Raw genomic sequence first — 24,265 nt, forward strand, 5'->3', positions numbered from 1 at the left:
CTCCTTCGTGGTGCTCGGGTGTTGCGTCTCAGACGGCGGCGAGGGATGCGGCGAGGACGTCGAGTCCCTCGCCGAGGAGGTCGTCGTCGATCGAGAGAGGCGGCAGGAATCGGATCACGTTGCCGTAGGTGCCGCAGGTCAGCAGGATCACGCCCTCGGCGATGGCGGCCTTCGCCACGGCGGCGGCGAGCGCCGCATCCGGAGCACCCGTCGCCGGGTCGACGAACTCGGCCGCGACCATCGCGCCCCGGCCCCGGACGTCGCCGACGCGCGGGTCAGCCTGCTGGAGCGCCTCGAGGCGCGAGGTGAGGATCGCGCCGATCTCGCGTGCTCGTTCGACGAGGCCCTCGTGCTCGTACGCGTCGATCGCCGCGAGCGCCGCTGCGCAGGCGATCGGGTTGCCGCCGTAGGTGCCGCCGAGGCCGCCGGCGTGCGAGGCGTCCATGATCTCCGCCCGGCCGGTGACGGCGGCGAGCGGCAGTCCGCCCGCGAGGCCCTTGGCCGTCGTGACGAGGTCGGGCACGATGCCGGACCCGTCGCTCGCGAACATCTCACCGGTGCGGGCGAAGCCCGTCTGCACCTCGTCAGCGATGAAGACGACGTTGTTCGCGCGGCACCAGTCCACGAGAGCTCCGAGGAACCCGTCGGCCGGAACGATGAATCCACCCTCGCCCTGGATGGGCTCGATGACGAGGGCCGCGAGGTTGTCGGCGCCGACCTGCTTCTCGATCATCGAGATCGCGCGCGCGGCCGCATCCGCTCCGCTGAGGCCGTCTCGGAAGGGGTACGAGAGCGGCGCGCGGTAGATCTCGCCGGCGAAGGGGCCGAAGCCGCTCTTGTAGGGCATCGCCTTCGCGGTGAGGGCCATCGTGAGGTTGGTGCGGCCGTGGTAACCGTGATCGAAGGCGACGACCGCGGGCTTGCCGGTGTACTTGCGGGCGATCTTGACGGCGTTCTCCACGGCCTCGGCACCGGAGTTGAACAGCGCGGTGCGCTTCTCATGGTCACCCGGGGTGAGCCGGTTCAGCGCCTCGGCGACCGCGACGTACGACTCGTAGGGCGAGATCATGAAACAGGTGTGCGTGAACTGCGCGGCCTGCGCCTGTACGGCGGCCACGACCCCGGGGTGCGCGTTGCCGACCGAGGTGACGGCGATGCCGGAACCGAGGTCGATGAGCGAGTTGCCGTCGGCGTCGACGACGACACCGCCGCCCGCGGCCACGGCCTGGATGGGCACCGTGTGGCCGACCCCGGTGGGAACCGCCGCGGCCTTGCGCGCGAGGAGCTCCTGCGAGCGCGGGCCGGGAATGGCGGTGACGAGGCGCCGCTCCTGCGGCAGCGAGGGTCCGCCCAGGGGCGTGGTGGTGACGTCGGCGATGCTCATGGCCGCGAGCGTAGGGCGAACGCACAGCGCGCTGCACTCGCCTGTCCGTACACGTGCCTGTGCGACATGCGCCACGATGTACAACATGAGTACGTCCCTCGGCGACAGTCCGACCCTCGGCTCCCTTCTCGCCCGGCGGGATCTGGACCTGCGCGCGGCGGGAGAGTTCGACGCCACCACGCTGGCGGCGCGGGTGCAGGGCGTCCACAGCTCGGACCTCGCCGATCCGACGCCGTTCCTGGCGGAGGGGCTCGTGCTGCTCACGACCGGCACGCAGTTCCTCGGCTCCGACGACGATTCGCCCGACTTCGACGCCTACGTCGCGAGGCTCCGCGGACGCGGGATCACCGCGCTCGGATTCGGCACGGAGGTGGTGCGCGAGGGCATCCCGCGCGGACTGGATGCGGCGTGCCGCGCCCACGGACTTCCGCTGTTCGAGGTGCCCTACCGCACCCCGTTCATCGCCGTCGCCCGCGCCAACGCGCAGGCCATCGCGGCCGAGGAGTACGCGAGGCGCAGCTGGGCGCTCGCCGCGGGGCGTGCGCTCTCGCTGGCTGCGCTGCGTGCAGACGGGCTCGCCGCGACGCTGGACGAGCTCGCGCGACAGCTGGGCGGCTGGGTCGGCATGTTCGATGCCGCCGGGGCCCTGACCCACGAGCATCCGGCAGCGTCCTTGGATGCGGCCACGCGCGACGGCCTGCGCGACGAGGTGTCGGCGCTGCTGCGCCGCGGCGCGCGGGCGGGCTCCTCGCTGCACATCGGCTCCACCACGTTCCACGTGCAGACCCTGGGCCGCGGCGGGCATCTGCGCGGCGCGATCGCCGTGTCGGCCGAGGTGTTCGACCGCGAGGCGCGCGGGGTCGTGACGACGGCGGTCGCCATGGCGGGGCTCGCGCTCGAGCAGCGACAGACACTCGCCCAGGCCACGACGGCGCTCCGAGCCGGCCTCGCCGAGGCGCTGCTGGCCGGCGACGGCGCGCTCGTGCGGCGCGTGTCGAAGCCGCTGTGGGGGACGCTCGGCACGGGCGCCGTCGCGATCGGGCTCACGGATGCGGAGGCCGCCCGCCGCGAAGACGTGCTCCAGTGGCTGGAGAGCGCCGTCGCGGCCCGCGGCGGCTCGCTGTTCTTCGGTCGGATCGAGGACGGACTGCTGCTGGCGGCACCCGCGGGAGACGGAGTGTTCGCCGAGCTCGCCACGAAGCTCTCCTTGCGGGTCGGCGTGTCCGCTCCCGCGACGCTCGACACCGCTCCCGTCGCCCTTTCGCAGGCGCGGGTCGCCCGAGAGCGGGCCTCGGCGGGATCGCTCGCGGCGTTCGCGGAGGTGCGCGGCGGTCTGCTCTCCGTCCTCGACGACGAGCGCGTCGGCGCGATCGCCCGCGCGGAGCTGGAGCCGCTGCTGCGCCACGACGCCGAGCACGCGACCGCCCTCGTCTCCACCCTCGACGCGTGGCTCGCGGCGGACACCGCCCACGAGGCCGCCGCTCGGGCGCTCGGCGTGCACCGGCACACCGTGCGGGCCCGCCTCGCCCTCACCGAGCGTGTGCTCGGCGTGGATCTTTCCTCCTTCGCGGTGCGCGCCCAGCTCTGGCTCGCCCTCCGCGCCCTGGACTGACCGACCACATCCCTGCGCGAACGAGCATCCGTTCATCCAGAGAGCACCCCATTGCGTGCTCACCCGGCGAACGGGTGCTCACTCGGCGAGCTGCTCAGCCGCAGCCGCAGCTGGCGCGCACGACGAGAGCCGGAGCGAAGACCGCTTCGAAGGGCGAACCGTCCTCCGGAAGCGGCCCGGCCGTACCCGCGAGGATGCGGGCGGCCGCTCTCCCCATCGCCTCCATCGGCTGACGCACGGTGGTGAGCGCCGGCGTGCTCAGGCGCCCGGCGAGGATCCCGTCGAACCCGGTGACGATGACATCGTCGGGAACGTGGAAGCCCAGCTCGCGCACCACGTCCATGGCCGCCAGCGCGTTCTGATCGGTCGAGCACACGAGAGCGCGCGGCATCCGCCCCGCCGCTGCGAGCGCGTGCAGGTGCTCGGCCATCCGATCGGGCCCGCGCACGGTCGCGTCAACCGGCTCGTCCTCCGGGGCGATCCCCGCCCGGAGGAGACTCTCCCGGTACTGGGCGAACCGTTCCTCGCCGTCCCAGGAGTCCAACCGTCCGACGAACGCGAATGAGCGCACGCCGTGCACCGTGAGCAGGTGCGTCATCATCTCGCGCATGCCCTGCGTGTTGTCGACGCGCACGCGATGATGCCCGTCGGCAGCGGGCGCTGCGGAGAAGAGCACGATCGGTATCGACGAGGAGAACCTCGACAGCACCGCCGCCGATCCCTCCGACGGGAAGATCGCGAGCCCGTCCACGCGGCCCGCCGTGTCCGCCACCGACACATCGCTGTCGGAGCCGCTGCTGAGCATGACAGGTCTGCCCATCACCCAGCATTCGAGGGCGAATCCGCGCTGGACCTCGTCGACGTAGAGCGGGAAGGCCCGCGGATCGGCCAGCAGCTCGTCGTCGGTCTCGGCCCACGGGATGATGCGCGGCCCCTCGAGGTCGGGGCTGTGCAGATCGCGCAGCGCGCGCACCCGAGCCTCCGGCTCGTGGGCGCGCTCGAGCATCAGGTCGAACGCGTGCAGGCCCAGGATGCCGGTGCGCCCGCGCGCGAGCCCTCGCGCCGACGCGCTCGGGGCGTAGCCGAGTCGCCGCGCGGCCTCCAGCACGCGCTCGCGTGTCGCCTCACTGAGCTGCTCGGGGCGGCGGAATGCGAACGAGACGGAGGCGATGGACACGCCTGCCTCCTGGGCGACGTCGTAGACGGTCGTGCGGCGGGTCCGCGGGCGTTCACTCACGCGTGCGACATCCTTCCCTGCGACAGGACGTGTGCGCTAGGCGAGTCGCAGCCCGTGACGCACCGGGAACAGCGGATCCCCGGTATCCGACGGTACATCCTCCCTCGAGGCACGCACGGCGGCCATCGAGCGCGGCAGCTCCACGGGCAGCCGACCCTCGGGCCGCACCCGACCGGTCAGGGCCTCGATCACCGCGCGGGGGGAGCTGCCGTAGTCGACGACGATGGCCGCCGCATCCGCCACGAACGGGGTGAGGATCGCGGGGCGGTCGATCGTGACCACGAGGACCAGCGGGCACCGGCGCGCGATCTGCTGGAGACGGTAGACGAGGCCGGGCGGGAAGTCGAGCGAGCCCTGGTGGAACCACGCCTCCAGGAAGAGGTCGTCGCGCGCATCGAACGGAGCCTTGATCCGAACGATCGCGAGATCGGCGGATGCCGGATCGGCGACGGTCGGACCGAGTTCGGCGACGTCGGGTTCGGCGAACCCCTCGACGTAGAGCGCCCGCACCGGAGCGAGGGGCAGCGTGGGTCCCGCGTCTGCCTCTCGGTTGAGCAGCACGGTCAGCGAGCGCGACTGTGCCCGCTCGCCGGCGGCGCGGAAGTCCGCGTTGCCGACGATCCGTTCAGCCGCGTCCACGTCGACGTAGGGGTCGTCGAAGAGGCCGAGGGCGAACTTGACCCGGAGCAGGCGGCGCGCCGACTCGTCGATGCGCTGCTCGCTCACGCGACCCGAGCGCACGAGCTCCAGCAGGAGTTCGACGCACTCCTCACCGCCGAACTGGTCGGCGCCCGCATCCAGGATCTTCGCCATCCGCTCGACGGGAGTGAGCGCCTCGACCCCCCACGCCCGGGCCGGCAGCACCTGGTCGCCGACGTGGTTGTCGTTCACGAGCTCCCAGTCGGTCACGACGACGCCGTCGTAGCCGAGTTCGTCGCGCAGCAGATCGGTGACGATCTGGCGGTTGTAGCCGAATCCGACCTCCTCGATCGGCTCTCCGCCGCGCTCGAGGCCCACCGGCATCCCGTAGTACGGCATCATCCCCGCCGTCCCGCGTCGGATCGCCTCGCGGAACGGCTCGAGGTGGTAGTCGAACATGCCGCCCGGGTAGACCTGCTCACGGCCGTACGGGAAGTGGGCGTCCTCGCCGTCCTTCTGCGGGCCACCGCCCGGGAAGTGCTTGGTCGTGCAGGCGACGCTGTCCGGTCCCAGCCGATCGCCCTGGAAGCCCTGCAGGTAGGCGGCGGTGAACTCGGCGACGCGCTGCGCGTCCTGCCCCAGCGTCTGCGCCTGACGCCCCCATCGCGGCTCGGTCGCGAGATCGATCTGCGGATGCAGGGCGGCGCGGATGCCGACGGCCACATACTCCTGCCGTGCGATGTCGGCGAAGGCGCGCACGGTCTCGACGTCGTCGATGGCGGCGAGGCCGAGCCCCTCCGGCCATTGCGAGAACGGCCCGGCGGAGAAGGCCACCCCCGTGTTCTCCACGAACGCGTGGCGCGGATCGGTGCTGATCGTCACGGGGATCCCGTGGGGCGTCTCCTCCGCGAGCGCTTGGAGGGCGTTGTTCCACGTGGCCGCCTGCCGTGCGGTGCGGATGGCGTGCACGTTGAAGTGGTTCATGTGCTTGTCGCGCACGACGGTCGTGGTGGGCGACTTGGAGATGCGCCCCGGTTGCTCGAGGAGCTCGCCGTCCTCGCCGACCTCGATGACCGTCTGGAACATGAGTCCGCACTTCTCCTCGAGACTCAGTCGCCCCAGCAGGTCTTCCGCGCGCTCTTCGGGCGTCAGGCGCGGATCCTCGTACGGATCCATCACGCCGTTGCCGTTCAGGTCGCGGTAGCGGGTGCCGTCGGGGGCGGTCGAGAAGGTCGCGGACATGGGGGCCTTTCTGGGGTGCGTGTCGACGGTGCTCACTTGAGTCCCGTCGTCGCGACGCCCTGGATGAAGTAGCGCTGCAGGAACACGAACAGGAGGATGATCGGGGCGATCACCAGCACGGAGCCCGCGAGCAGCAGGCCGTAGTCGGTCGCGTTCTGCCCCGTCGCGTAGAGGGAGATGGCGACGGGAAGGGTGTACATGTCCTCGCTCTGGGCGGCCACGAGCGGCCACAGGAAGTTGTTCCAGGACGCGAGGAAGGTGAGGATGCCGAGCGTCGCCAGCGGCGGCCCGCACAGCGGCATCACGACGCGGGCGAAGATGCGCAGCTCTCCCGCACCGTCGATGCGCGCCGCCTCGAGGAGCTCGTCGGGAATGCCCAGCATGAACTGACGCATGAGGAACACGCCCAACGGGGTCGTGACGAACGGCAGGATCAGCGCGGCGTAGCTGCTGGTGAGCCCGAACGAGGAGACCATCACGAACAGCGGCACGAAGGTCACGATGCCCGGCACCATGAGGGTGATGAGCACGACGGCGAACAGCACCTTCTTGCCGGGGAAGTCCATCTTCGCGAGCGCGTAGCCGACCATCGAGCAGAAGACGAGGTTGCCGAGCACGGTCAACAGCGCCACGACGATGCTGTTCGTGAAGAACCGGCCGATGTCGAGCGGACCGAACCACTGTGCGAAGTTCTCCCACGTGATCTGCTGCGGGAGCCAGGTCGGCGGGCGCTGCAGGATCTCGCTCTGCGTCTTGACGGAGCCCAGCAGCATCCAGACGAACGGGAGGACCCACACGATCAGGCCCGCGACCAGCACGGTGTAGGTGAGGGCACGGCCGGTGAGCGCGCGGCGAGCGCGGCGGGAGGCCATCGTCGTCGATGTCATGATCTCCTCCTTCAATCCTTCGAGCGCAGCAGCCGGAACTGCACGAGGCTCACGAGCGCGATCGCGAGGAACAGGATGTAGCTCGCGGCGGATGCGGTGCCGTACTCGCCGAAGCCGAACTGCTTGAACGTGTAGTAGGCGACCGACAGGGTCGAGTCCAGCGGTCCGCCCTGCGTCATCACGAAGGCCTCCTCGAAGAACTGCAGGAAGCCGACCGAGATGAGAACGGCGCCCAGCAGCAGCGTCGGACGCAGCAGTGGCAGGGTGATCGCGGTGAGGCGGCGCCAGGCGGAGGCACCGTCCATGACGGCCGCCTCCTTGACGTCCGTCGGGATCGCCTGGAGCCCCGCGAGGAAGATCACCATGAGCGTTCCGACATTGCGCCAGACCGCCATCGCGATGAGCGAGGGCAGCGCCCAGGTCGTGTCGTTGAGCCAGTCGGGGCCTTGGATGCCGACGACGGCGAGCGCCGCGTTCAGCAGGCCCTCCGGCTGCAGGATGTACCGCCACACCACCGAGACGGCGACGATGCTCGTGACCACCGGCGCGTAGAAGCCCACCCGGAGGAAGGCGACGATCCGGCCACCGCCGGAGTTCAGCGCCAGGGCCAGAGCGAGCGCCACGGCCATCGTCACCGGGATGCCGATCACGACGAAGGTCGCGGTGACGCCCGCCGACTTGAGGAAGGTGGGGTCTCCCAGCACGGCCAGGTACTGGTCGAGGCCGACGAAGTTGACCGCGAAGGGCGAGCGGATGTCCTGCGCGCGGAAGTCGGTGAACGACATCGCGAAGGAGCCGACGATCGGCACGACCATGAAGGCGGCGAAGACCAGGACGAACGGGAGCGCGAAGCCCCACGCGATCAGACCCTGACGCCGGCGACGGCTCGAGCGGCGGCCACCGCCGGCGCGACCGGAGCCGGCCAGCGCCGCTCCGGTCGCGGCCAGTGATGTCTGCGTCATGGGATCAGCCCAGCCCCACGGCGTCGGCCTTGCTCTGAAGCTCCTTCATCGCATCGGCCGGGCTCATGGTCCCCAGACGCACCTTCTCGAGCACGGCGTCTCCGGCCGCAGCCACCTTCACCCAGGTCGTCGTCGCCGGGACGGACTTCGCGGTCTCGAGCTGCGTACCGAAGGCTGCGAGCGTGGGCTGCGAGGCGAGCGCGTCGTCCTGCCACGCCGCCTGGACAGCGGGGAGGTCACCGGTCTGGTCGTACCAGCGCGCCTGCGTCTCGGGCTCGCTCAGCCACTGGGCGAGCTTCCATGCGGAGTGCGCGTTATCGGAGCCGTCGAACACGACGAGGTTCGAGCCGCCGCTGAACGACGTGGAGGACTCCTTCGTCGGGAGCACGGCCGTCGTGAACTTCGAGGAGAAGTCCGCGCCGCCGAGCTTCTCGAGCGAGCCGATCATGAAGGGGCCGTCGATGAGCATCGGGGTGCGGCCGGCGACGAAGTCCGCCTCCTGCGCCCCCGAGGAACGGTCTGCCGACGGGTTGGCGAGTCCGTCCGTGAAGAAGCTCTGGTAGTACTCGTACGCCTCGACCATCTCCGGGGTGTCGAGCGTCCATGCCGAGCCGTCCTCGAGGGAGGCACCGTTGGACCAGGGCATCCAGAGCGTCCCCTGGAAGGAGTCGTTGCCGGCGGGCAGCCGGATGCCGTACTCCGCCCCCGCCTTGGACTTCATGTCGGCGGCCATCTGGCTGAGCTCGTCCCACGTGGCGGGTGCGCTCGTCCAACCGGCCTGCTCGGCCATGTCGGTGCGGTAGTACAGCACACGCGTGTCGACGTACCACGGCACGCCCGCCGCGCGGTCTCCGACCTTGTTGGACTCGACCGCGCCGCCGAAGGCGCCGGACGTGTCGAGATCGGTGGGCACCGTCTGGAAGGCGTCGGCGAAGTCGGCCATCCAGGTCGAGCCCATCATGGCGATGTCGGGGGTGTTGCCGCTCGCGATCGCGGTCTGGAACTTGCTGTAGGCGGAGTCCCAGGGGATCGCCGTGACGTCGACCTCCACCCCGGGGTTTGCCTCTTCGAACGTCTTGACGAAGTCGGGAAGCGCCTCGCCCTCCGTGCCCATCGCCCACATCGTGATCTTGCCCGTGGCGGGTTCGCTTCCGATGGTCGTCGCTTCCTGGGCCGCCGTTCCCGCGTCGTCCGCTCGTCCGCATCCCGCCAGGCTGAGGGCGGCGACGGCGAGCAGCGCGACGGCGCCGAGCCGAACATGTTTCATGGTTCCTCCTTGAACGAGACACACCTGTTGGCGTCGTGACTACGTTACTTAAGCGCTTAAATTGTCGCAACCCCCACCGACGGACGCGTCGACGGGGACCTCAGAGCGGACGGAGATAGCCGCGCACGAACTCGTCGAAGAGAGCGATCATGTCGACCTCATCGTCGAGGAGGAACTGCTGCTGGAGACCATCCATCACGGCGCTGATCAGCCGGCCGGCGCGCGCGGGGTCGACGTCGGCGCGGATCTCCCCTGCGGCTTGCCCCGCTGCGATGATGCGCTCGGCGGATGCGGCGGAACCGCGGTAGCGGTCGACGAACTCCTCGTGCGCGGGATGGGCGGGATCGATCGCATCCGCGGCCACCGTGGTGTACAGCGCGGAAAGGCCGCGCGGAGCGCTCTGGTTGTAGGTGACCACATCCGCGCTCTGCTCGATGAGCCTGTGCTCCACGGGATCACCGACCGCCGCTCGGATGCGCTCGTCGCGCTGGCGGAGAACCTCGACGAAGAGCTCCTCCTTGCTCGAGAAGTGATGCAGCAGACCCGCCGGGGTCACCCCCACGCCCCGGGCGATCGCCCGCAGGGACCCCGCGTCGAACCCGCTGCGGGCGAACACGAGGAGGGCCTCCTCGACGATCTGCTGGCGACGGGCCTGGCCCTTCGCGTAGCTGCCACGCTTGCCGCGCGAAGGGGAGGCGACGGACTCCGCCGCCTCCCCGATCGCCTCATCAGATGTGCTCACCGCATCCCTCTCGTCATCGATCGCCCGACTCTCCCCAGCTTGAACCGAACACCTGCGCCTGCATCGCGGGTCGGAGCGTGCGCTCCATGTCGCTATCCACGACATAGTCCTTGAGGCTGTCGCCGGTCAGCTCGTTGCCGATGGCGGCCATGATCATCGACTGGTCCAGCGAGAGGTAGCGCTCGGCGATCATGCCGCTGTGCACCGCGACCGCGTCATAGAAGCCGCCGGGGCCGTAGGCACCGAGGTCGTCCTCGATGCGCGAGAGGTTCTCAAGAACCCCATCGCGGTCGTAGGGCAGCGCGAGGAAGCTCGCGTGCGGGGTCACCACGCCGTCGCCGAACTGCGGGTCGGGGCCTGTGCCCACCGAGCAGCCGGGCCGGTCGATGTCGACGTCCGTCTTCTCGCGATCGGAGGTGTAGCCGTCCGAGCGCATCCCCGCGAGGTCGACACCGTACTCGGCGTAGCCGCCGAACGGGTCACTGGCGGGCGAGAAGCCCCAGTAGCCGTAGCCGGCGTCGTCCCCGTGCCGCTCCTGCACCGCGACCGTGATCGGATGGTTCAGCGCCCACGAGCTCTGCCCCCACTCGGTCTCGGGGATCAACAGATCCGGCATGAGCGCCTCGAACATGCTGCCGCCCCAGCTGGGGACGAAGCTCATGCCGTCGTAGGAATAGACGCCTTCCCACACGTCGAAGCCCGAGTAGGTGCGCGTGGTGCCGGTGGGCAGCTGCTCCTGCCAGGCCCAGTCGCAACCCGGCGGCATCGTGCGATGCGTCCCGTACAGCGCCGTCGGCGGGATCTGCCCGTTCGCGATGCCCAGATAGGTCGCGATGCGGCTCTCGCTCACCGTCGTGTCGTAGTGATGGCACGTGTAGTACGCGGTCTCACCCGAGCCGTTGTACATGGGGGCTTCGACGCTGCAGCCCGTGGGCGGGGAGTCCCAGAACCCGCCGCGGTTCGTGCCGGCCGGCAGCCCTGCCGCGCCCGCCGGATCGAAGAAGGCGCCGAAGTCCATCGACCGGTACAGGGCATCCGCCTGGCGGGCCAGACTCGGGTCCGCCTCGCGCACGATGCGCAGGGATGCGGCGAGCCAGCCGTTGTCGACCGTGGACAGGAACGGCTCGACCGGGTCGCCGGAGTCGGGCCAGGTCGTCAGCTTGGCGCCGGTCGCCGGGTCGTACCAGTTGTAGAACATGCCGCTGGCACCGTTGCGCTCGAGCCGATCGAGCGTGTCGAGGGTCGTCCGCATGCGGTCACGGGCCTCCCGTCGATCGATCAGCCCGATGTCGCGGGCGGTCACCGTCGACCACAGATAGCCGCCTATGTTCGTCGGCGAGGTATAGGCGCCCGCGCTCTGCAGCGCGCCGTCGATGTTGTCCGACGGCAGGCCGGTGTCAGGGTCCGTCATCGCGACCAGCGATGCCCAGGTGTCGGCGGCGTAGCGCTCCAACGTGCGGGTCTCGCTGGTGTGGTGGCCGTGGCCGTGGCCTGTGGGCACCGCATCCGCCAGCGCGGGCGCCGCGGTCGTCACCGCCAGCACCGCCGCGGATGCGGTGGCCAGCACGAAGCGGGTCGTCATTCTCATCGTCGCTCTCCTCATCGAAAGCGGCTCCGGGGGGGAACCGTGTGTCCCAAAACCCTTACATGTGATTGGTTTTCATTCAAGGTGCTCCGCCACGGAGGCGGCGCCCTCCGCCGAGCGAGCATTCATTCGCCGAGCGAGCACCCCATTGCATGCTCACTCGGCGAACGGGTGCTCATTCGGCGGGGTCTGCGAGGTTGTCGGAGAGGATCTCGAGCACCTGGGCACGGATGCGGGGCGACCGTTCACCCAGCTCGGCGGCGACGGCATCCACCAGCACCTCGCCGAAGACGGCGTGCACGGCGCGAGAGGTGTGCTCCAGCTCGTCGCGGAACGTCGCGCCTGCCGGCGCCAGGACGAGCGACAGGTCGGCGATCTCGGTCAGCGTCGAGGCGACGAACGAGGTGATGAGAAGGACACCCGCGCCGGCGGCCTCGGCCGCGCGCGCGGCCCGCACGCTCGCCTCGTTAGCCCCGGACCCGCTGATCACGATGCAGACATCGGTCTCCGTGAGCTGGCGCGCGGAGATCTGCTGCGCGATCGGATCGGCGACGATCTCGGCGGGACGCCCCACGGCGGTGAGCCGCATCGCGAGGTCGCTCGCGAGCGGCGACGACAGCCCGTTGGCCACGACCAGCACCCGCCGGGCGCGGGCGATGCGCGTCACCGCGTCGGAGACCGCATCCTCCGTCAGAAGCCCCGCCGATCCGACGAGCGCCTGCGCCGCGCGATCCATCGCCGTGCGCATACGACCGAGCACACCGACGCCGTGATCGATCGCTGCATCCGGCTGCGCGCCGAGTTCCGCAGCGAGGGCGACCCGTAGCTGGGGATACCCGCGGTAGCCGAGGCGCTGACACGCCCGCACGACCGAGGAACGCGCGACGCCCGCCCGTTCGGCGAGCTGCTGCGCCGTCAGTTCCACGACGACCTCCGGCTCCGACATGATGAGGTCGGCGACGCGCCTCTCGGTCGGTTGCAGGACGTTGCGCAGCGCGGCGATGCGCACGGTCGTGGCAGCGTCAGCGGACACGCGCACCCTCCATGATCCTGCGGCGGACCGCACCACTGATCGCATCGATCGTCATCGTGACCGCGATGACGACGATCAGCAGCATCCCCACCGTCGACCACTCACGGTACTGGGTGTACGTGGTCAGCATGTCGCCGATTCCGCCCACCCCGATCAGGCCCAGCACGGCGGACGAGCGGACGTTGATCTCGAACCGGTAGAGCCAGAACGACAGGAACGCCGGGCTCGCCTGCGGCCACGCGCCCCATCGCAAGACCTGCAGCGTACTCCCGCCGGCGGCACGCGCCGCCTCGATCGGCCCCTGCGGCACGGCCTCGACAGCCTCGTATCCCCACTTGCCTAGCGTGCCGACGCCGTTGACGGCGAGGGCGAGGGCACCGGTGAGCGGCGTGAGTCCCGTCATCGACAGGATGATGATGGCGAAGATGATTTCCGGAACCGCGCGGATGACGGAGAAGACGAGACGCAGCGCGGATCGCAGCCACGCGGGCCCGAAACCGCGGGAGGCCACGAGGCTCAGCGGCGTCGCGACGATCACGCCGAGCACAGTGCCGACCCACGCCATCTCGACGCTGCGCCAGGTCTGCCAGAGCGCCTCGGGCAGCTTCGACCAGTTCGGGGCCGAGAACATGAGCCAGATGTAGCGCACGATCGCCGCGGGAAGCTCCGCCAGCCGCGACCACGTGATGTCGACGGACCAGAAGGCAGCGATGACGATCACCGTCACGCCGACGCCGACGACGAACACGAGAGGTCGACGCGGACGCTCAGGCAGCGCGCACGCGGCCGCAGTGCGCGCCGGCGAGGTGTCGACCGCGCTCATACGAGCCTCCGTCGAACGGCGGCACTCAGGGCGTCGAGAAGGACGACGAGCACGAGGATCTCCAGGATGATGAGCGAGAGCTGGTCGTAGCGGTAGTACGTGCGCACCGCGTCGATGAGCAGGCCAAGCCCGCCCGCACCGACGAGTCCGAGCACCGACGAGGCGCGGACGTTGAGCTCGAAGACGTACAGCGTCTGGGCGACGAACGCCGGCCAGGTATCCGGCAGGGCGAGCGTGCGGTTGATCTGCAGTTGGGTGCCGCCGGCCGCGCGGCCCGCCTCGATCGGGCCCGCATCCATCGCGTCGATCGACTCGGAGACGAGCTTGACGATGATCCCGACGTTGAAGAGCACGAGCGCGAGGATGCCGGGAAGCGCACCGACGCCGACCATCGCCACGAGCACGGCGGCCGACAGGAGGTCGGGAACGGCGCGCACGACGTTCAGCACGGTGCGCACGGCGCCCCGGAGCCACGGATGCGGGTCTGTCGGACGGGCGGCGAGGAAGCTGAGCGGAAGCGAGAAGAGCGCGCCGACGGCGGTGCCGATGACGGCCATCTGCAGCGTCTCCAGGAGCGGTCCGACGGTGCGCGGGAAGAACGACCAGTCAGGCTGGAGCAGCCCCAGGACCTTGCTCGCGCCGTGCTGCCAGTTGCGGACGATGCCGCTCAGGTCGAAGTCGATGCCGACGACGGGCAGGCACATGAACACCGTGGCGGCGGCGATGACGGCGGCGATCGCCCAGCCGCGCCACCGACCGCCGGGTCTGGGCGGCAGCTCGAGCGGCGGGGCGCTCACGAGCCCAGCCGATCCTCGGCCGTGACCGACCGACCGTAGATCTGGGCGAAGTCGGCATCCGTGGCGTCGGCGGCTGCGCCGTCGTAGACGAGCTCACCCGCCCGCATCCCGATCAGCCGCGTGCCGTACTGGCGGGCGAGATCGAGCAGGTGGAGGTTCACGAGCACCGTGATGCCGAGGTCACGGTTGATGCGGCGGAGGTCTCCCATCACCCCGTGCGCCGTGGGCGGGTCGAGGCTCGCGACGGGCTCGTCGGCGAGCACGATCCGCGGCTGCTGCGCGAGGGCGCGGGCGATCGCGACGCGCTGCTGCTGGCCGCCCGAGAGCGCCGAGGCGCGGTCGTAGACCTTCGCGAGGATGCCGACGCGCTCCAGCGCCTCGTAGGCGAGCTGCTTGTCGGCCGGCGTGTACGCACCGAGGAGCGTGCGCCAGGTGGGGGTGTGCGTGAGTCGCCCGACGAGCACGTTGTTCAGGACGCTCGTGCGTCCGGCGAGGTTGAACCCTTGGAACACCATGCCGATGCCGCCGCGCAGACGCCGGAGCGTGCGAGGCTTCGCGCCCGCGAGCTCGGTGTCGCCGACCGTCAGCGAGCCCGCGGAGAGGGGCACGAGCCCGTTGATCGTGCGGATGAGGGTGGACTTGCCGGAGCCGGAGAGTCCCACGACCGCGACCATCTCGCCGGCGGCGATGTCGAGACTCACACCCCGAAGGCCCATCGTGCCGTTCGGGTAGCGCACCTGGACATCGCGCAGGCGGATGGGCCAGGAGGCCGGGGCCGCAGCCCCGACCTCCTGACCGATGGTCGTCGTCACTGCAGACCCAACTGCTGCGCCGCACGGGCGACCACGTCGAGCGACGAGGGGTCGGCGGGCGCGAGCTTGGTGATGGAGTAGATGCTCTGCAACACCTTCGAGCCCTCGTCGGAGCTCGAGTACTCCTCGAGCGCGTCGGTGATCTTCTGCTGCAGCTCCGGCGACAGGTCGGAGGTGAGCGCGACGCCGTCGTTGGGGATCTCGTCCGTCATCGCGAAGACGACGACCTTCTGACCTACATCCGGGACGTCCTTCTTCACGATCGTGCGCGCGTCCCAGAAGCTGAAGCCGACCTCGGCGTCGCCGTTGTAGACCGCGAGCACCGAGGCGTCGTTCGCGGTGACCGGCAACTTCTCGATGTCGCTGTCGGTGTTGATGCCGGCCTCCTGCAGCGCCAGCACGGGATAGATGTAGCCGGCGGGAGAGCCCGGTCCGAGCATCGCGACCTTGGCACCCTTGACCTTGGTGATGGAGTCCAAGCCCGCCGGGCCCTTCATCGCGTCGGCGCCGTTGCAGAAGAGCATCCCGTCGCGTTCGACGGGAGTGTCCTCGCAGTACTTGTCCGGGTTGTTCGTCATGAACTGCGCCGGGTAGGTGATGTTGCCGTTGCGCTCGGTCTGGAGCACGACCTTGGCGCCGTACTTGTCGCTGGCCTGCCAGAGCTGCAGCGAGGGCAGGAAGCCGATCTGGGCCTGGCCCGCACCCATGGCCTCGACCGCCGCCTGGTAGTCCTTCGCGACGACGCCCGTGACGGGGATGCCGAGCTTTTCGGTGAGCATGTCGGTCAGGGGCTTCGCGGTGTCGACGAGTCCGTTCTGGTCCTGCGAGGGGACCAGCGCCAGCACGAGGGAGTCGGGGTCCGCCGCGGCGCCGCTCGTTCCCGGATCGGCCGAGCCGGCACAACCGGCCAGGAGCAGGGATGCGGCCGCCACGACGGCGGCTGCGGCGCCGAGGCGCAGGCGGGTGATGTTCATGTGGTGTCCTTCAGATCGGGGTGGTGTGCGGGTCGGTGGGGTCAGGCGACGCGGGCGGCGAGCGCCCAGCGGGAGATGTCGTCGAGGAGGTCGTCCAGGCGCGGGGCGCGGTAGGTGGGCTGGGCCTCGGGAGCTGCGGATGCGCCCACGAGCGCCGTGGCGTGGCCGCGGGCATGGACGGGGGCGAGGTCGTTGCGCCAGATGTCGCCGATGCTCAGGACGGGCCGGGCGGGATCGAGCTCGTCGAGGAGCATCTCCAGGCCGGCGGGCTTCGCCGCATCCGTGACGATCCGATCGAAGCGTCCCGCGAGCCCCAGCACCTCGAGCGCTTCGGTGAGGCGCACATCGGGCGCGTTCGTGAGGAGGATCCGCTCCGCGTCGACCTCGTCGAGCAGTCGCGCCAGACCCGCAGGGGTTCCGATCGGCGCGGCGGATGTGGCGAGCATCCCTCGGCTCGCCCGGTAGCCGAACGCGAGGTGCGTCTCGTCGGCGCCGGCGCGCAGGGCGAGGATGCGGACGAGGTCGTAGCTGTCGACGGCACCCTCCGCGTTCGGGTCCGCGAGCCCCCGCCGCACGTCGGTGACGAAACTCTCCGGCAAACGGCCGGCGGCGGCCACGGATGCGGCATAGGCCAGCACGGGCCCGTCGCCGAGGGCGACGGTACCGTCGAAGTCGAAGATGAGAACAGGACGTGGCACGGGGCTCCTTCAGGTGGACGCTTCGTCCATGTTGAAGGAGGATTGTGGACGCAATGACCACGCCCGATGAACAGCCGGTTAAATCATCGACCGAGCGAGTGGATGCGGCCGCCCGCCGTGCGACGGAGGATCCCGTCGCGGCGCTCGCGCTCCTGCCCGGCGTCGCCGCATCCATTCGGCAGGACGCGGCGGACGGCCTGTTCGACGCGTGGGAGCTCTCCACCGCCGTAGACGAGAACACCGGGGAGCCGGTCGTCCCCCGGGCGCTGTTCGACCACCTGCACGCCACCGCGGGTCTGGAGGCCACCTGGCCCGTCGGCAACGCGGGGCTCGTGCACGTCTACGGCTATCTCTTCTCCCTCGCCGAGACGCCCTACGGGCTCAAGCGCGAGCGGTGGCTGGATGCGGATCTGGCCGCCGCCTACGGCGAGCGCACGCTCTTCCACGCCGAGGCCCTGCGCGGCCGCGCCGTCTGGGTCACGCCGCTCGCGCGCATCACGGACGCCGCCCGCACCCTGCTGGCCGAGCACACGGTGCGTGAGGAGCGGATCGGCCCGATGCGCGCGCGGATCGCCATCGGGCGGCACGCCGCATCCGGCCCCTTCGCCCTCGCCTACGCGATCGATCGAGGTCAGGGCGAGCGCCTCGTGACGACGTTCCCGGTCTCCTCCCCCGACCAGACGCTCGCCGCGATCGACGCCGAGCCGCCCCGGCTGCGCTGGAACGCCGCCGAGTGAGCACCCGATCGCCGAATGCGCACCTCATTGCATGCTCACTCGGCGAACGGATGCTCGCTCGGCGAGTGGGACTCACGCACTCAGCCCGGCGAGTGCGCCTCGAGGAACTCGTAGACCTCGGTGGTGTCGACGCCGGGGAAGGCTCCGGTGGGCAGGGTCGCGAGCAGGGTGCGGGGCGTGCGGACGTTCGGCCAGGAGTTCTCCCGCCAGGCGTTCTCCAGCTCGGCCGGCGCGCGGCGGCAGCACACCTCGACCGAGTGTCGTGAGACTCCGCGGTTGGCGGTGTCACGCCCCAGGAACCACTTCGTGTCCTCGAAGCGCACGCCGACGCTGACCGAGTGCGCCCCCTCGCTCGAATACTCGACGCGGGCGGTGCACCAGTACGTTCCGTTGCCCGTGTCGGTGTACTGGTAGTAGGGGTTGAAGCGGTCGTCGACATCGAAGACCACGCGGCTCGTCCACCGCCGGCAGCACATCTGCCCCTCGATCGCGCCCAGCCGATCGGCCGGGAAGTTCACGTCGTCGTTCTCGTACGCCTTCGTGATGGTGCCCGACTCGTGCACCTTGAGGAAATGCACCGGGATGCCGAGGTGCACCGTGGCGAGGTTCGTGAAGCGGTGGGCGGCGGTCTCGTACGAAACCGAGTAGAGGTCGCGCAGATCCTCGATCGAGATCGCCCTGTCGGCCTTGGCGTCGGCGAGCACGGGGACGACATGGGATTCGGGCACGAGCAGGGCGCCCGTGAGGTAGTTGGTCTCGACCCGCTGGCGCAGGAACTCGGCGTAGCTCGTGGGCTCCCGGTGCCCGAGGATGCGGCTGGACAGCGCCTGCAGCACCGCCGTGCGCGCATCGCCCTTCGCGGCGACCCGGCTCGAGAGGTAGAGGCGCCCGTGTTTGAGGTCGGCGACGCTGCGGGTGGTCTGCGGCAGATCGGGCACGTAGTGCAGCGTGAATCCCAGGTGCGCGGCGATGTCGCTGGCGGATCGCTGGGTGAGCGGGCCGCCGGGGTGCGCCACCGCATCCAGGATCGCCCGCGCTTCGGTCTCGAGGTCGGCGAAGTAGTTGTTCTGCTCGCGCATGAGATCGCGCAGCTCGACGTTCGCGCGCCGCGCCTCCTCGGGCGTCGCGGAGCGTTCGTCGCGCAGTCGATCGATCTCGCCGTGCAGAGCCAGCATCGCCCGCAGCGCCTCATCGGGCACCGCCTTGCCGATGCGGAACGCGCCGATGCCGAGTGCCCGGAACGTCTGGCCCTTCATCGCCCGCTGCAGCGCGATCTCCATGGCGGCGCGCTCGTCGAGCGGCTCCGCCTCCAGCAGCGCGTCGACCGTCGTCCCGAGCGCCTTCGCGATGGCTCGCAGCAGTGTGAGACGCGGCTCGCGCTTGCCGTTCTCGATCATGGACAGCTGGCTCGGCGCCCGATCCACCGCAGCGGCGAGCGCGTCGAGCGTCATGCCCTGCGCGGTGCGCAGTTGGCGGATGCGGCGCCCGATCGTCAGGGCGTCGGCGTCGTCGGTCATCGGATCTTCTTCGATCGTCATGGATCGGGATTGTGTCACAAGAACAGAAGAACGAGCAATCTTCTCCCCGAGAACCTCGGTTTCGGATCGAGATCTTCACCCAAAGTGGTCACACGCCTCGGGACGACGACCGTCCCTCAGATCACAGGAGACCGACATGACCAGCACCGCCCCCTTCGCCCAGGGCCCGCTGCGCGCGGGTGACATGACGCAGACCGCCGCCGAGCTGCAGGAGATCTGGAACACGGATCCGCGCTGGGACGGCGTCGAGCGCACCTACTCGGCCGAGGACGTCATCCGCCTCCGCGGCTCGGTGCGCGAGGAGAACACGCTCGCCCGCCGCGGTGCGGAGAACCTCTGGAACCTGCTGCACACGGAGGACTACATCCGCGCGCTCGGCGCCTACACCGGCGGACAGGCCGTGCAGCAGGTGCGCGCGGGCCTGAAGGCGATCTACCTGTCCGGGTGGCAGGTCGCCGCCGACGGCAACCTCGCCGGTCAGACCTACCCCGATCAGAGCCTCTACCCCGCCAACTCGGTGCCCGCCGTCGTGCGCCGCATCAACAACGCGCTCATCCGCCAGGATCAGATCGAGCACGCCGAGGGCGAGATCACGCAGGACTGGCTCGCCCCCATCGTCGCCGACGCCGAAGCCGGTTTCGGCGGCCCGCTCAACGCCTACGAGCTCGCGCAGTCGCTCATCCAGGCCGGCGCCGCCGGCATCCACTGGGAGGACCAGCTCGCGAGCGAGAAGAAGTGCGGTCACCTCGGCGGCAAGGTGCTCGTCCCCACGCAGCAGCACATCCGCACCCTCAACGCCGCGCGTCTGGCGGCGGATGTGGCGGGCGTGCCGACGGTCATCATCGCCCGCACCGATGCCCTCGCCGCAGACCTCCTCACGAGCGACGTCGACCCGCGCGACCAGGAGTTCACCACCGGCGAGCGCACGTCCGAGGGTTTCTACCGGGTGCGTCCCGGCATCGACGCGGTCATCAGCCGCGGCCTCGCCTTCGCGCCCTACGCCGACCTCATCTGGGTCGAGACGGGTGAGCCCGACATCGAGCTCGCCCGCGCGTTCGCCGCGGCCATCCACGAGCGCTACCCCGGCAAGCTCCTCGCCTACAACTGCTCGCCCAGCTTCAACTGGAAGCGACACCTGAGCGACGAGCAGATCGCGACGTTCCAGCAGGACCTCGCGGACCTCGGCTACAAGTTCCAGTTCATCACCCTGGCCGGATTCCACGCCGTCAACTACGCCATGTTCGACCTCGCCGCCGGCTACGCGGAGCGCGCCATGAGCGCCTACGTCGAGCTGCAGGAGGCCGAGTTCGCCGCAGAGGCGCGCGGCTACACCGCCACCCGCCACCAGCGCGAGGCGGGCACCGGCTACTTCGATCACGTCTCGACCGCGCTCAACCCCGACAGCGCGACCCTGGCGCTGGCCGGCTCCACCGAGACCGCCCAGTTCCACTGACCCTTCTTCCGTTCCTTCCGCCTTCGAAAGGCAGTGCCATGACCCCCACCGCCACGGGCCTCGCGCCCGAGAGCACCCGCATCCGCGGCGACGAACGCCACCCCGGCACCGGCCCGATCGCGACCGGGCCGCACGCCCCCGCCATCGAGGTCCGCGGCCCGCTCCGCGAACGATACGACGAGATCCTCACCTCCGAAGCCCTCGGCTTCCTGGCCGAACTGCACGACCGCTTCGCAGGGCGCCGGCACGACCGGCTCGCGGACCGGATGCGGCGCCGCTACGAGATCGGCAACGGGTACGACCCCCGTTTCCGCGACGACACCGCCCGCATCCGCGACGACGCCTCCTGGCGCGTCGCCGGCGCCGGCCCCGGACTCGAGGACCGCCGGGTGGAGATCACCGGACCGACCGACCCGAAGATGACGATCAACGCCCTCAACTCCGGCGCGAAGGTCTGGCTGGCCGACCAGGAGGATGCCACGAGCCCGACCTGGCGCAACGTGATCGAGGGGCAGCTGTCGCTGTTCGACGCGATCCGCGGACAGCTGTCGTTCACGAGCGCCGAGGGCAAGCGCTACGAGGTCACGGCCCCCGAGACGCCAACGATCGTGATGCGCCCGCGCGGCTGGCACCTCGTCGAGGAGCACCTCGGGTTCACCGACCGCTCGGGCCGCACGCTCGCCGCATCCGGTTCGCTCGTGGACTTCGGCCTCTACGCGTTCCACAACGCGCATCGGCTGATCGAGAACGGCGCGGGCCCCTACTTCTACATCGCGAAGCTCGAGTCGAGCGAAGAGGCGAAGCTGTGGGACGACGTCTTCAGCTTCACCGAGCGACGGCTGGGTCTCGCACACGGCACGATCCGCGCGACGGTGCTCATCGAGACGCTGCCCGCCGCGTTCGAGATGGAGGAGATCCTCTACGAGCTGCGCGACCACTGCGCGGGGCTGAATGCCGGACGCTGGGACTACATCTTCTCGATCATCAAGAACTACCGCGGCCGCGGGGCGCGCTTCGTGCTCCCCGACCGCAGCGAGGTCACGATGACGGTGCCGTTCATGCGGGCGTACACCGAGCTGCTCGTGAAGACGTGCCACAAACGCGGAGCCTTCGCCATCGGCGGCATGAGCGCCTTCATCCCGAATCGTCGTGACCCCGAGGTCACCGCGCGCGCGTTCGAGAAGGTCGCGGCCGACAAGAAGCGCGAGGCCGGCGACGGCTTCGACGGCACATGGGTCGCGCATCCGGACCTGATCCCCGTGGCGCGCGCGGAGTTCGACGCCGTGCTCGGCGACCGGCCGAACCAGCTCGACCGGCAACGCGACGACGTCGAGGTGACCGCGGCCCAGCTGATCGACGTGCACATCGGCCGCCCCATCACGGCGGCGGGGGTGCACGGCAACGTCTCGGTCGCCATCCGCTACATGGAGGCGTGGCTGCGCGGCCTCGGCGCCGTCGCGATCGACAACCTGATGGAGGATGCGGCCACCGCCGAGATCAGCCGCTCGCAGGTGTGGCAGTGGATCCACCAGGATCGCTCGACCGAGGACGGCACCCGCATCACCCGCGAGTACATCGAGGAGCTGATCGCGCAGGTGCTCGGCGAGGTGGAGCGACGTGACGGCGACCGGTTCGACGACGCGGCCGAGGTGTTCCGCGACGTCGCCCTGGGTGCCGAGTTCCCGTCGTTCCTGACGCTCGGCGCGTACTCCCGGTTCCTCGTGGAACGCTGATCACTCCGGGATCCCCGGTCGGCCCGCTCTTCGCGGAACGGCCGGGGATTCTGTGTGTTCCGGTGCCCGAACTCCTGCAAAACCGTCCGAACCACCGCCCGGCGCCGCCGAACCGGGCGGATCTGCAGGAGTTCGGCCGTCGACGGCACCCGTACCGCTCGCGAGGACGCCATGGACGTCAGGGGGCGAGGAGGGCGAGGAGCTCGTCCGGAGCGACAGCGGCCCGCAGATCCGGACCCACGACGCGCCCGCATCCGTCGAGCTCCACCGTCACCGTGGCACCTGTCTGCGTCTCCGGCAACGGATGCAGGACCACCGTGGATGTGGCCTCCGCCTCGCACGTGCCCGCGGGACCCGCCTCGTCGATGAGAGCGAGCGCTCGCGCGGCCCGCTCCCGATCGAGGTCGTCGACACCCGCGTACGGGAGCACTCCCTGAATGCTCACCACGGCCCCGTCGGCGGGGAGCGGCGCCGGGGCGTATCGACAGACCCGCATCCCCGTCACCTCGTCGGCGGAGGGAAGCGGGGGCGGCGGCACGGGGACGGCCGTCGCGCCGACCTCCGGAAGGACCCGCGCGCGGTCGATGTCCACGCGCGGAAGCGTCTGGGCCACCACCAGAAGGCTCGCCGTCGATGCGCAGCCCGCGGCCGTCGCCTCGGCGGACTGGATGAGGCTGCCGCGCTCGAACCGCTCATCGACGAGGCTGAGCCGCGACACGGCGGCTTCGATGCGCTCCAGGACGTCGAGTCGCGGCTGCGCGCAGCCGTCCGACGGATACGGCACCCGGATGAATCGGCCGTCGGCGCCCTCCAGCCACAGCTCCGGACCGATCCACATCGATGCCGGGCAGACGAAGCCAGGTGCCGCATTCGGTTCGGCGAGGGCCGCGAGCAGCTCGCTCAGATCCCCCTCGAACCGTTCGATGCGCGACCCCGACCATATGCCCTCGGCATCCGTCTGGGTCGTGAACCCGTCGCAGCGGTGCAGCGCCACGGGCTCGAAGCCGTCGGGTACGGCGCCTGCGACCACCTCCGGATCCACTCCACCGAACCCGTCACCGCAGCGCAGCTCATCGATCGGCACCGCGTCGCCGCGCGGCTCGCCCGACACGAACGGTAGCGCGCCCGCGCACCCGGTGAGCGCCGCCGCCAGCAGCACCGCGATGAAGGCCCCGGTCTTCCGCATCCCTCCACGCTACGGATGCGGCACGAGGCCCCGCACAACGAAGCGCTAACGATCGGGGTACCGAACTCCTACACGATCGCCCCGATCAGCCGGCCGATCCGCGGCGGCCGCCCGTTCTGCAGGAGTTCGGGCTCAGTCGCGCGACGCGCGCCCCGCGGCGAACCCGTCGGCGTATCCGACCTGGCGCCCCATCGCGATCGCCTCGTCGGTGCCGAGGCGGAACATGTCGTGCTCGCCGGTGCGGGGCAGGGTGCGTGCGCCGGGGGTGTCGACCTCATCGGTGACGTAGCGCGACAACCCGCGAATCACCGCCACGGGACGCCCGGTCGCCTTGCCCTTGACGAGGTCGCCCGCCGAGGCGATCTCGTCGGCGACGACGGGCACCGTCACCACGAGCGGCCGGCCCTGCGCGTCGGTGCCGCCGCGCAGATCGTCGACGACCCGCATCCCCGCCGCTCCGATCGCGATGTCGGTCTGTCCGATGCGCCATGCGCGCCCCAGGGTGTCGCTGACGACGATGCCCAGCCGCACCCCGAAGCGCTCCCGCAGCGCGGCGCACAGCGCGCGAGCCGACGCGTCCGGGTCGACCGGCAGCAGCAGGATCGTCCCCTCGGGAGTGTTGGAGGCGTCGACGCCTGCTGCGGCTCCCACGACGCCGAGCCGGTTCTCCACGATCCGGGTGGTGCCGCGAACCGCGACGACCCGCGCGGTCTCCGCCGTGATCGCGTCCTCGCGATCGGATGCGGCCAGCTGCCGCCCCTCCGCCTTCGACACGATCTTGGAGGTCACGACGAGGATGTCACCGTCGATGACGCCATCCGCATCGGCCGCCAGCGCGTCACCGATGATCGCGGCGAGGTCGTCGCCTGCGACCACCTCTGCGATGCCGTCGAGGGCCCAGACCTGTATGCGGGGTGCGCTCAC

21 protein-coding genes are annotated in these 24,265 nt (G+C 70.4%); 4 read left to right on the forward strand and 17 right to left on the reverse strand.

From position 1 onward, the window contains the following. Positions 1 to 28: 28 nt before the first annotated feature. Positions 29 to 1,384, reverse strand: a complete 1,356-nt coding sequence (gene gabT / locus EHF32_RS08880; RefSeq protein ID WP_137417841.1) for a 4-aminobutyrate--2-oxoglutarate transaminase — start codon at positions 1,382 to 1,384, stop codon at positions 29 to 31. Positions 1,385 to 1,469: 85 nt separating this feature from the next. Here gabT and EHF32_RS08885 point away from each other — a divergent pair, with 85 nt between their 5' ends. After that, entirely contained in the window at positions 1,470 to 2,996 is a 1,527-nt protein-coding gene (locus EHF32_RS08885; RefSeq protein ID WP_137417842.1) for a PucR family transcriptional regulator, read from the forward strand. 94 nt (positions 2,997 to 3,090) lie between these two features. On the opposite strand, the gene EHF32_RS08890 is transcribed toward EHF32_RS08885, so the two are convergent. From EHF32_RS08890 to EHF32_RS08950, 13 genes are all read right to left on the reverse strand, one after another. Then, a complete protein-coding gene (locus EHF32_RS08890) occupies positions 3,091 to 4,233 on the reverse strand; it encodes a LacI family DNA-binding transcriptional regulator (RefSeq protein ID WP_137417843.1) in 1,143 nt (380 codons plus the stop codon). A gap of 36 nt (positions 4,234 to 4,269) precedes the next feature. Beyond that, positions 4,270 to 6,114: a glycoside hydrolase family 3 protein gene (locus EHF32_RS08895; protein WP_137417844.1), complete on the reverse strand. Its 1,845-nt coding sequence runs from the start codon at positions 6,112 to 6,114 to the stop codon at positions 4,270 to 4,272. A 32-nt stretch (positions 6,115 to 6,146) separates the two neighbouring features. Further along, complete coding sequence (locus EHF32_RS08900; protein WP_137417845.1) at positions 6,147 to 7,001, reverse strand: carbohydrate ABC transporter permease; 855 nt, start codon at positions 6,999 to 7,001, stop codon at positions 6,147 to 6,149. An 11-nt stretch (positions 7,002 to 7,012) separates the two neighbouring features. Then, positions 7,013 to 7,963: a carbohydrate ABC transporter permease gene (locus EHF32_RS08905; RefSeq protein ID WP_137417846.1), complete on the reverse strand. Its 951-nt coding sequence runs from the start codon at positions 7,961 to 7,963 to the stop codon at positions 7,013 to 7,015. 4 nt (positions 7,964 to 7,967) lie between these two features. Continuing rightward, complete coding sequence (locus EHF32_RS08910) at positions 7,968 to 9,230, reverse strand: extracellular solute-binding protein (protein WP_137417847.1); 1,263 nt, start codon at positions 9,228 to 9,230, stop codon at positions 7,968 to 7,970. 100 nt (positions 9,231 to 9,330) lie between these two features. Further along, positions 9,331 to 9,972, reverse strand: a complete 642-nt coding sequence (locus EHF32_RS08915) for a TetR/AcrR family transcriptional regulator (protein ID WP_238343668.1) — start codon at positions 9,970 to 9,972, stop codon at positions 9,331 to 9,333. A gap of 13 nt (positions 9,973 to 9,985) precedes the next feature. After that, complete coding sequence (locus EHF32_RS08920; RefSeq protein ID WP_443189871.1) at positions 9,986 to 11,554, reverse strand: glucoamylase family protein; 1,569 nt, start codon at positions 11,552 to 11,554, stop codon at positions 9,986 to 9,988. 178 nt (positions 11,555 to 11,732) lie between these two features. Further along, the gene (locus EHF32_RS08925; RefSeq protein ID WP_137417850.1) at positions 11,733 to 12,590 is read right to left on the reverse strand and encodes a MurR/RpiR family transcriptional regulator; all 858 of its coding nucleotides are present in this window, start codon (positions 12,588 to 12,590) and stop codon (positions 11,733 to 11,735) included. Beyond that, positions 12,580 to 13,413: a phosphonate ABC transporter, permease protein PhnE gene (gene phnE / locus EHF32_RS08930; protein WP_137417851.1), complete on the reverse strand. Its 834-nt coding sequence runs from the start codon at positions 13,411 to 13,413 to the stop codon at positions 12,580 to 12,582. Before phnE (EHF32_RS08930) ends, EHF32_RS08925 begins: the two co-directional genes overlap by 11 nt. Then, positions 13,410 to 14,210 (reverse strand): phosphonate ABC transporter, permease protein PhnE, encoded by an 801-nt coding sequence (gene phnE / locus EHF32_RS08935; RefSeq protein ID WP_137417852.1) that lies wholly within the window; start codon positions 14,208 to 14,210, stop codon positions 13,410 to 13,412. Before phnE (EHF32_RS08935) ends, phnE (EHF32_RS08930) begins: the two co-directional genes overlap by 4 nt. Further along, complete coding sequence (gene phnC, locus EHF32_RS08940) at positions 14,207 to 14,926, reverse strand: phosphonate ABC transporter ATP-binding protein (RefSeq protein ID WP_238343845.1); 720 nt, start codon at positions 14,924 to 14,926, stop codon at positions 14,207 to 14,209. The genes phnE (EHF32_RS08935) and phnC overlap by 4 nt, the downstream gene beginning before the upstream one ends. A gap of 92 nt (positions 14,927 to 15,018) precedes the next feature. Further along, entirely contained in the window at positions 15,019 to 15,996 is a 978-nt protein-coding gene (locus EHF32_RS08945) for a phosphate/phosphite/phosphonate ABC transporter substrate-binding protein (protein WP_137417854.1), read from the reverse strand. Between the two features lie 41 nt (positions 15,997 to 16,037). Next, positions 16,038 to 16,694 (reverse strand): HAD family hydrolase, encoded by a 657-nt coding sequence (locus EHF32_RS08950; protein WP_137417855.1) that lies wholly within the window; start codon positions 16,692 to 16,694, stop codon positions 16,038 to 16,040. Between the two features lie 53 nt (positions 16,695 to 16,747). On the opposite strand from EHF32_RS08950, the gene EHF32_RS08955 reads away from it, so the two are divergent. Next, positions 16,748 to 17,431 carry an amino acid deaminase gene (locus EHF32_RS08955; RefSeq protein ID WP_238343669.1) on the forward strand — a complete coding sequence of 228 codons (684 nt, stop codon included), beginning with the start codon at positions 16,748 to 16,750 and terminating at the stop codon, positions 17,429 to 17,431. Between the two features lie 80 nt (positions 17,432 to 17,511). On the opposite strand, the gene EHF32_RS08960 is transcribed toward EHF32_RS08955, so the two are convergent. Then, positions 17,512 to 18,969 carry a helix-turn-helix domain-containing protein gene (locus EHF32_RS08960; RefSeq protein WP_137417857.1) on the reverse strand — a complete coding sequence of 486 codons (1,458 nt, stop codon included), beginning with the start codon at positions 18,967 to 18,969 and terminating at the stop codon, positions 17,512 to 17,514. A gap of 136 nt (positions 18,970 to 19,105) precedes the next feature. On the opposite strand from EHF32_RS08960, the gene aceA reads away from it, so the two are divergent. Together aceA and aceB are read left to right on the forward strand one after the other, a co-directional pair. Continuing rightward, the gene (gene aceA / locus EHF32_RS08965) at positions 19,106 to 20,422 is read left to right on the forward strand and encodes an isocitrate lyase (RefSeq protein ID WP_137417858.1); all 1,317 of its coding nucleotides are present in this window, start codon (positions 19,106 to 19,108) and stop codon (positions 20,420 to 20,422) included. Positions 20,423 to 20,460: 38 nt separating this feature from the next. After that, on the forward strand, positions 20,461 to 22,155 hold the full coding sequence (gene aceB, locus EHF32_RS08970) for a malate synthase A (RefSeq protein ID WP_137417859.1): 1,695 nt from the start codon (positions 20,461 to 20,463) through the stop codon (positions 22,153 to 22,155). A gap of 178 nt (positions 22,156 to 22,333) precedes the next feature. On the opposite strand, the gene EHF32_RS08975 is transcribed toward aceB, so the two are convergent. Further along, complete coding sequence (locus EHF32_RS08975; protein WP_137417860.1) at positions 22,334 to 23,341, reverse strand: hypothetical protein; 1,008 nt, start codon at positions 23,339 to 23,341, stop codon at positions 22,334 to 22,336. 132 nt (positions 23,342 to 23,473) lie between these two features. Then, complete coding sequence (locus EHF32_RS08980; protein ID WP_137417861.1) at positions 23,474 to 24,265, reverse strand: coenzyme F420-0:L-glutamate ligase; 792 nt, start codon at positions 24,263 to 24,265, stop codon at positions 23,474 to 23,476.

The organism is Microbacterium sp. RG1 (assembly GCF_005347485.1).
GTDB lineage: Bacteria > Actinomycetota > Actinomycetes > Actinomycetales > Microbacteriaceae > Microbacterium > Microbacterium binotii_A.

What these genes read in the sequence shown, in the direction of transcription:
- gabT (WP_137417841.1), bottom strand. Translation starts at nt 1,384, where the DNA reads ATGAGCATCGCCGACGTCACCACCACGCCCCTGGGCGGACCCTCGCTG.
- EHF32_RS08885 (WP_137417842.1), top strand. Translation starts at nt 1,470, where the DNA reads ATGAGTACGTCCCTCGGCGACAGTCCGACCCTCGGCTCCCTTCTCGCC.
- EHF32_RS08895 (WP_137417844.1), bottom strand. Translation starts at nt 6,114, where the DNA reads ATGTCCGCGACCTTCTCGACCGCCCCCGACGGCACCCGCTACCGCGAC.
- EHF32_RS08900 (WP_137417845.1), bottom strand. Translation starts at nt 7,001, where the DNA reads ATGACATCGACGACGATGGCCTCCCGCCGCGCTCGCCGCGCGCTCACC.
- EHF32_RS08905 (WP_137417846.1), bottom strand. Translation starts at nt 7,963, where the DNA reads ATGACGCAGACATCACTGGCCGCGACCGGAGCGGCGCTGGCCGGCTCC.
- EHF32_RS08910 (WP_137417847.1), bottom strand. Translation starts at nt 9,230, where the DNA reads ATGAAACATGTTCGGCTCGGCGCCGTCGCGCTGCTCGCCGTCGCCGCC.
- EHF32_RS08920 (WP_443189871.1), bottom strand. Translation starts at nt 11,554, where the DNA reads ATGACGACCCGCTTCGTGCTGGCCACCGCATCCGCGGCGGTGCTGGCG.
- phnE (WP_137417851.1), bottom strand. Translation starts at nt 13,413, where the DNA reads ATGAGCGCGGTCGACACCTCGCCGGCGCGCACTGCGGCCGCGTGCGCG.
- phnC (WP_238343845.1), bottom strand. Translation starts at nt 14,926, where the DNA reads ATGGGCCTTCGGGGTGTGAGTCTCGACATCGCCGCCGGCGAGATGGTC.
- EHF32_RS08945 (WP_137417854.1), bottom strand. Translation starts at nt 15,996, where the DNA reads ATGAACATCACCCGCCTGCGCCTCGGCGCCGCAGCCGCCGTCGTGGCG.
- EHF32_RS08955 (WP_238343669.1), top strand. Translation starts at nt 16,748, where the DNA reads ATGACCACGCCCGATGAACAGCCGGTTAAATCATCGACCGAGCGAGTG.
- EHF32_RS08960 (WP_137417857.1), bottom strand. Translation starts at nt 18,969, where the DNA reads ATGACGATCGAAGAAGATCCGATGACCGACGACGCCGACGCCCTGACG.
- aceA (WP_137417858.1), top strand. Translation starts at nt 19,106, where the DNA reads ATGACCAGCACCGCCCCCTTCGCCCAGGGCCCGCTGCGCGCGGGTGAC.
- aceB (WP_137417859.1), top strand. Translation starts at nt 20,461, where the DNA reads ATGACCCCCACCGCCACGGGCCTCGCGCCCGAGAGCACCCGCATCCGC.
- EHF32_RS08975 (WP_137417860.1), bottom strand. Translation starts at nt 23,341, where the DNA reads ATGCGGAAGACCGGGGCCTTCATCGCGGTGCTGCTGGCGGCGGCGCTC.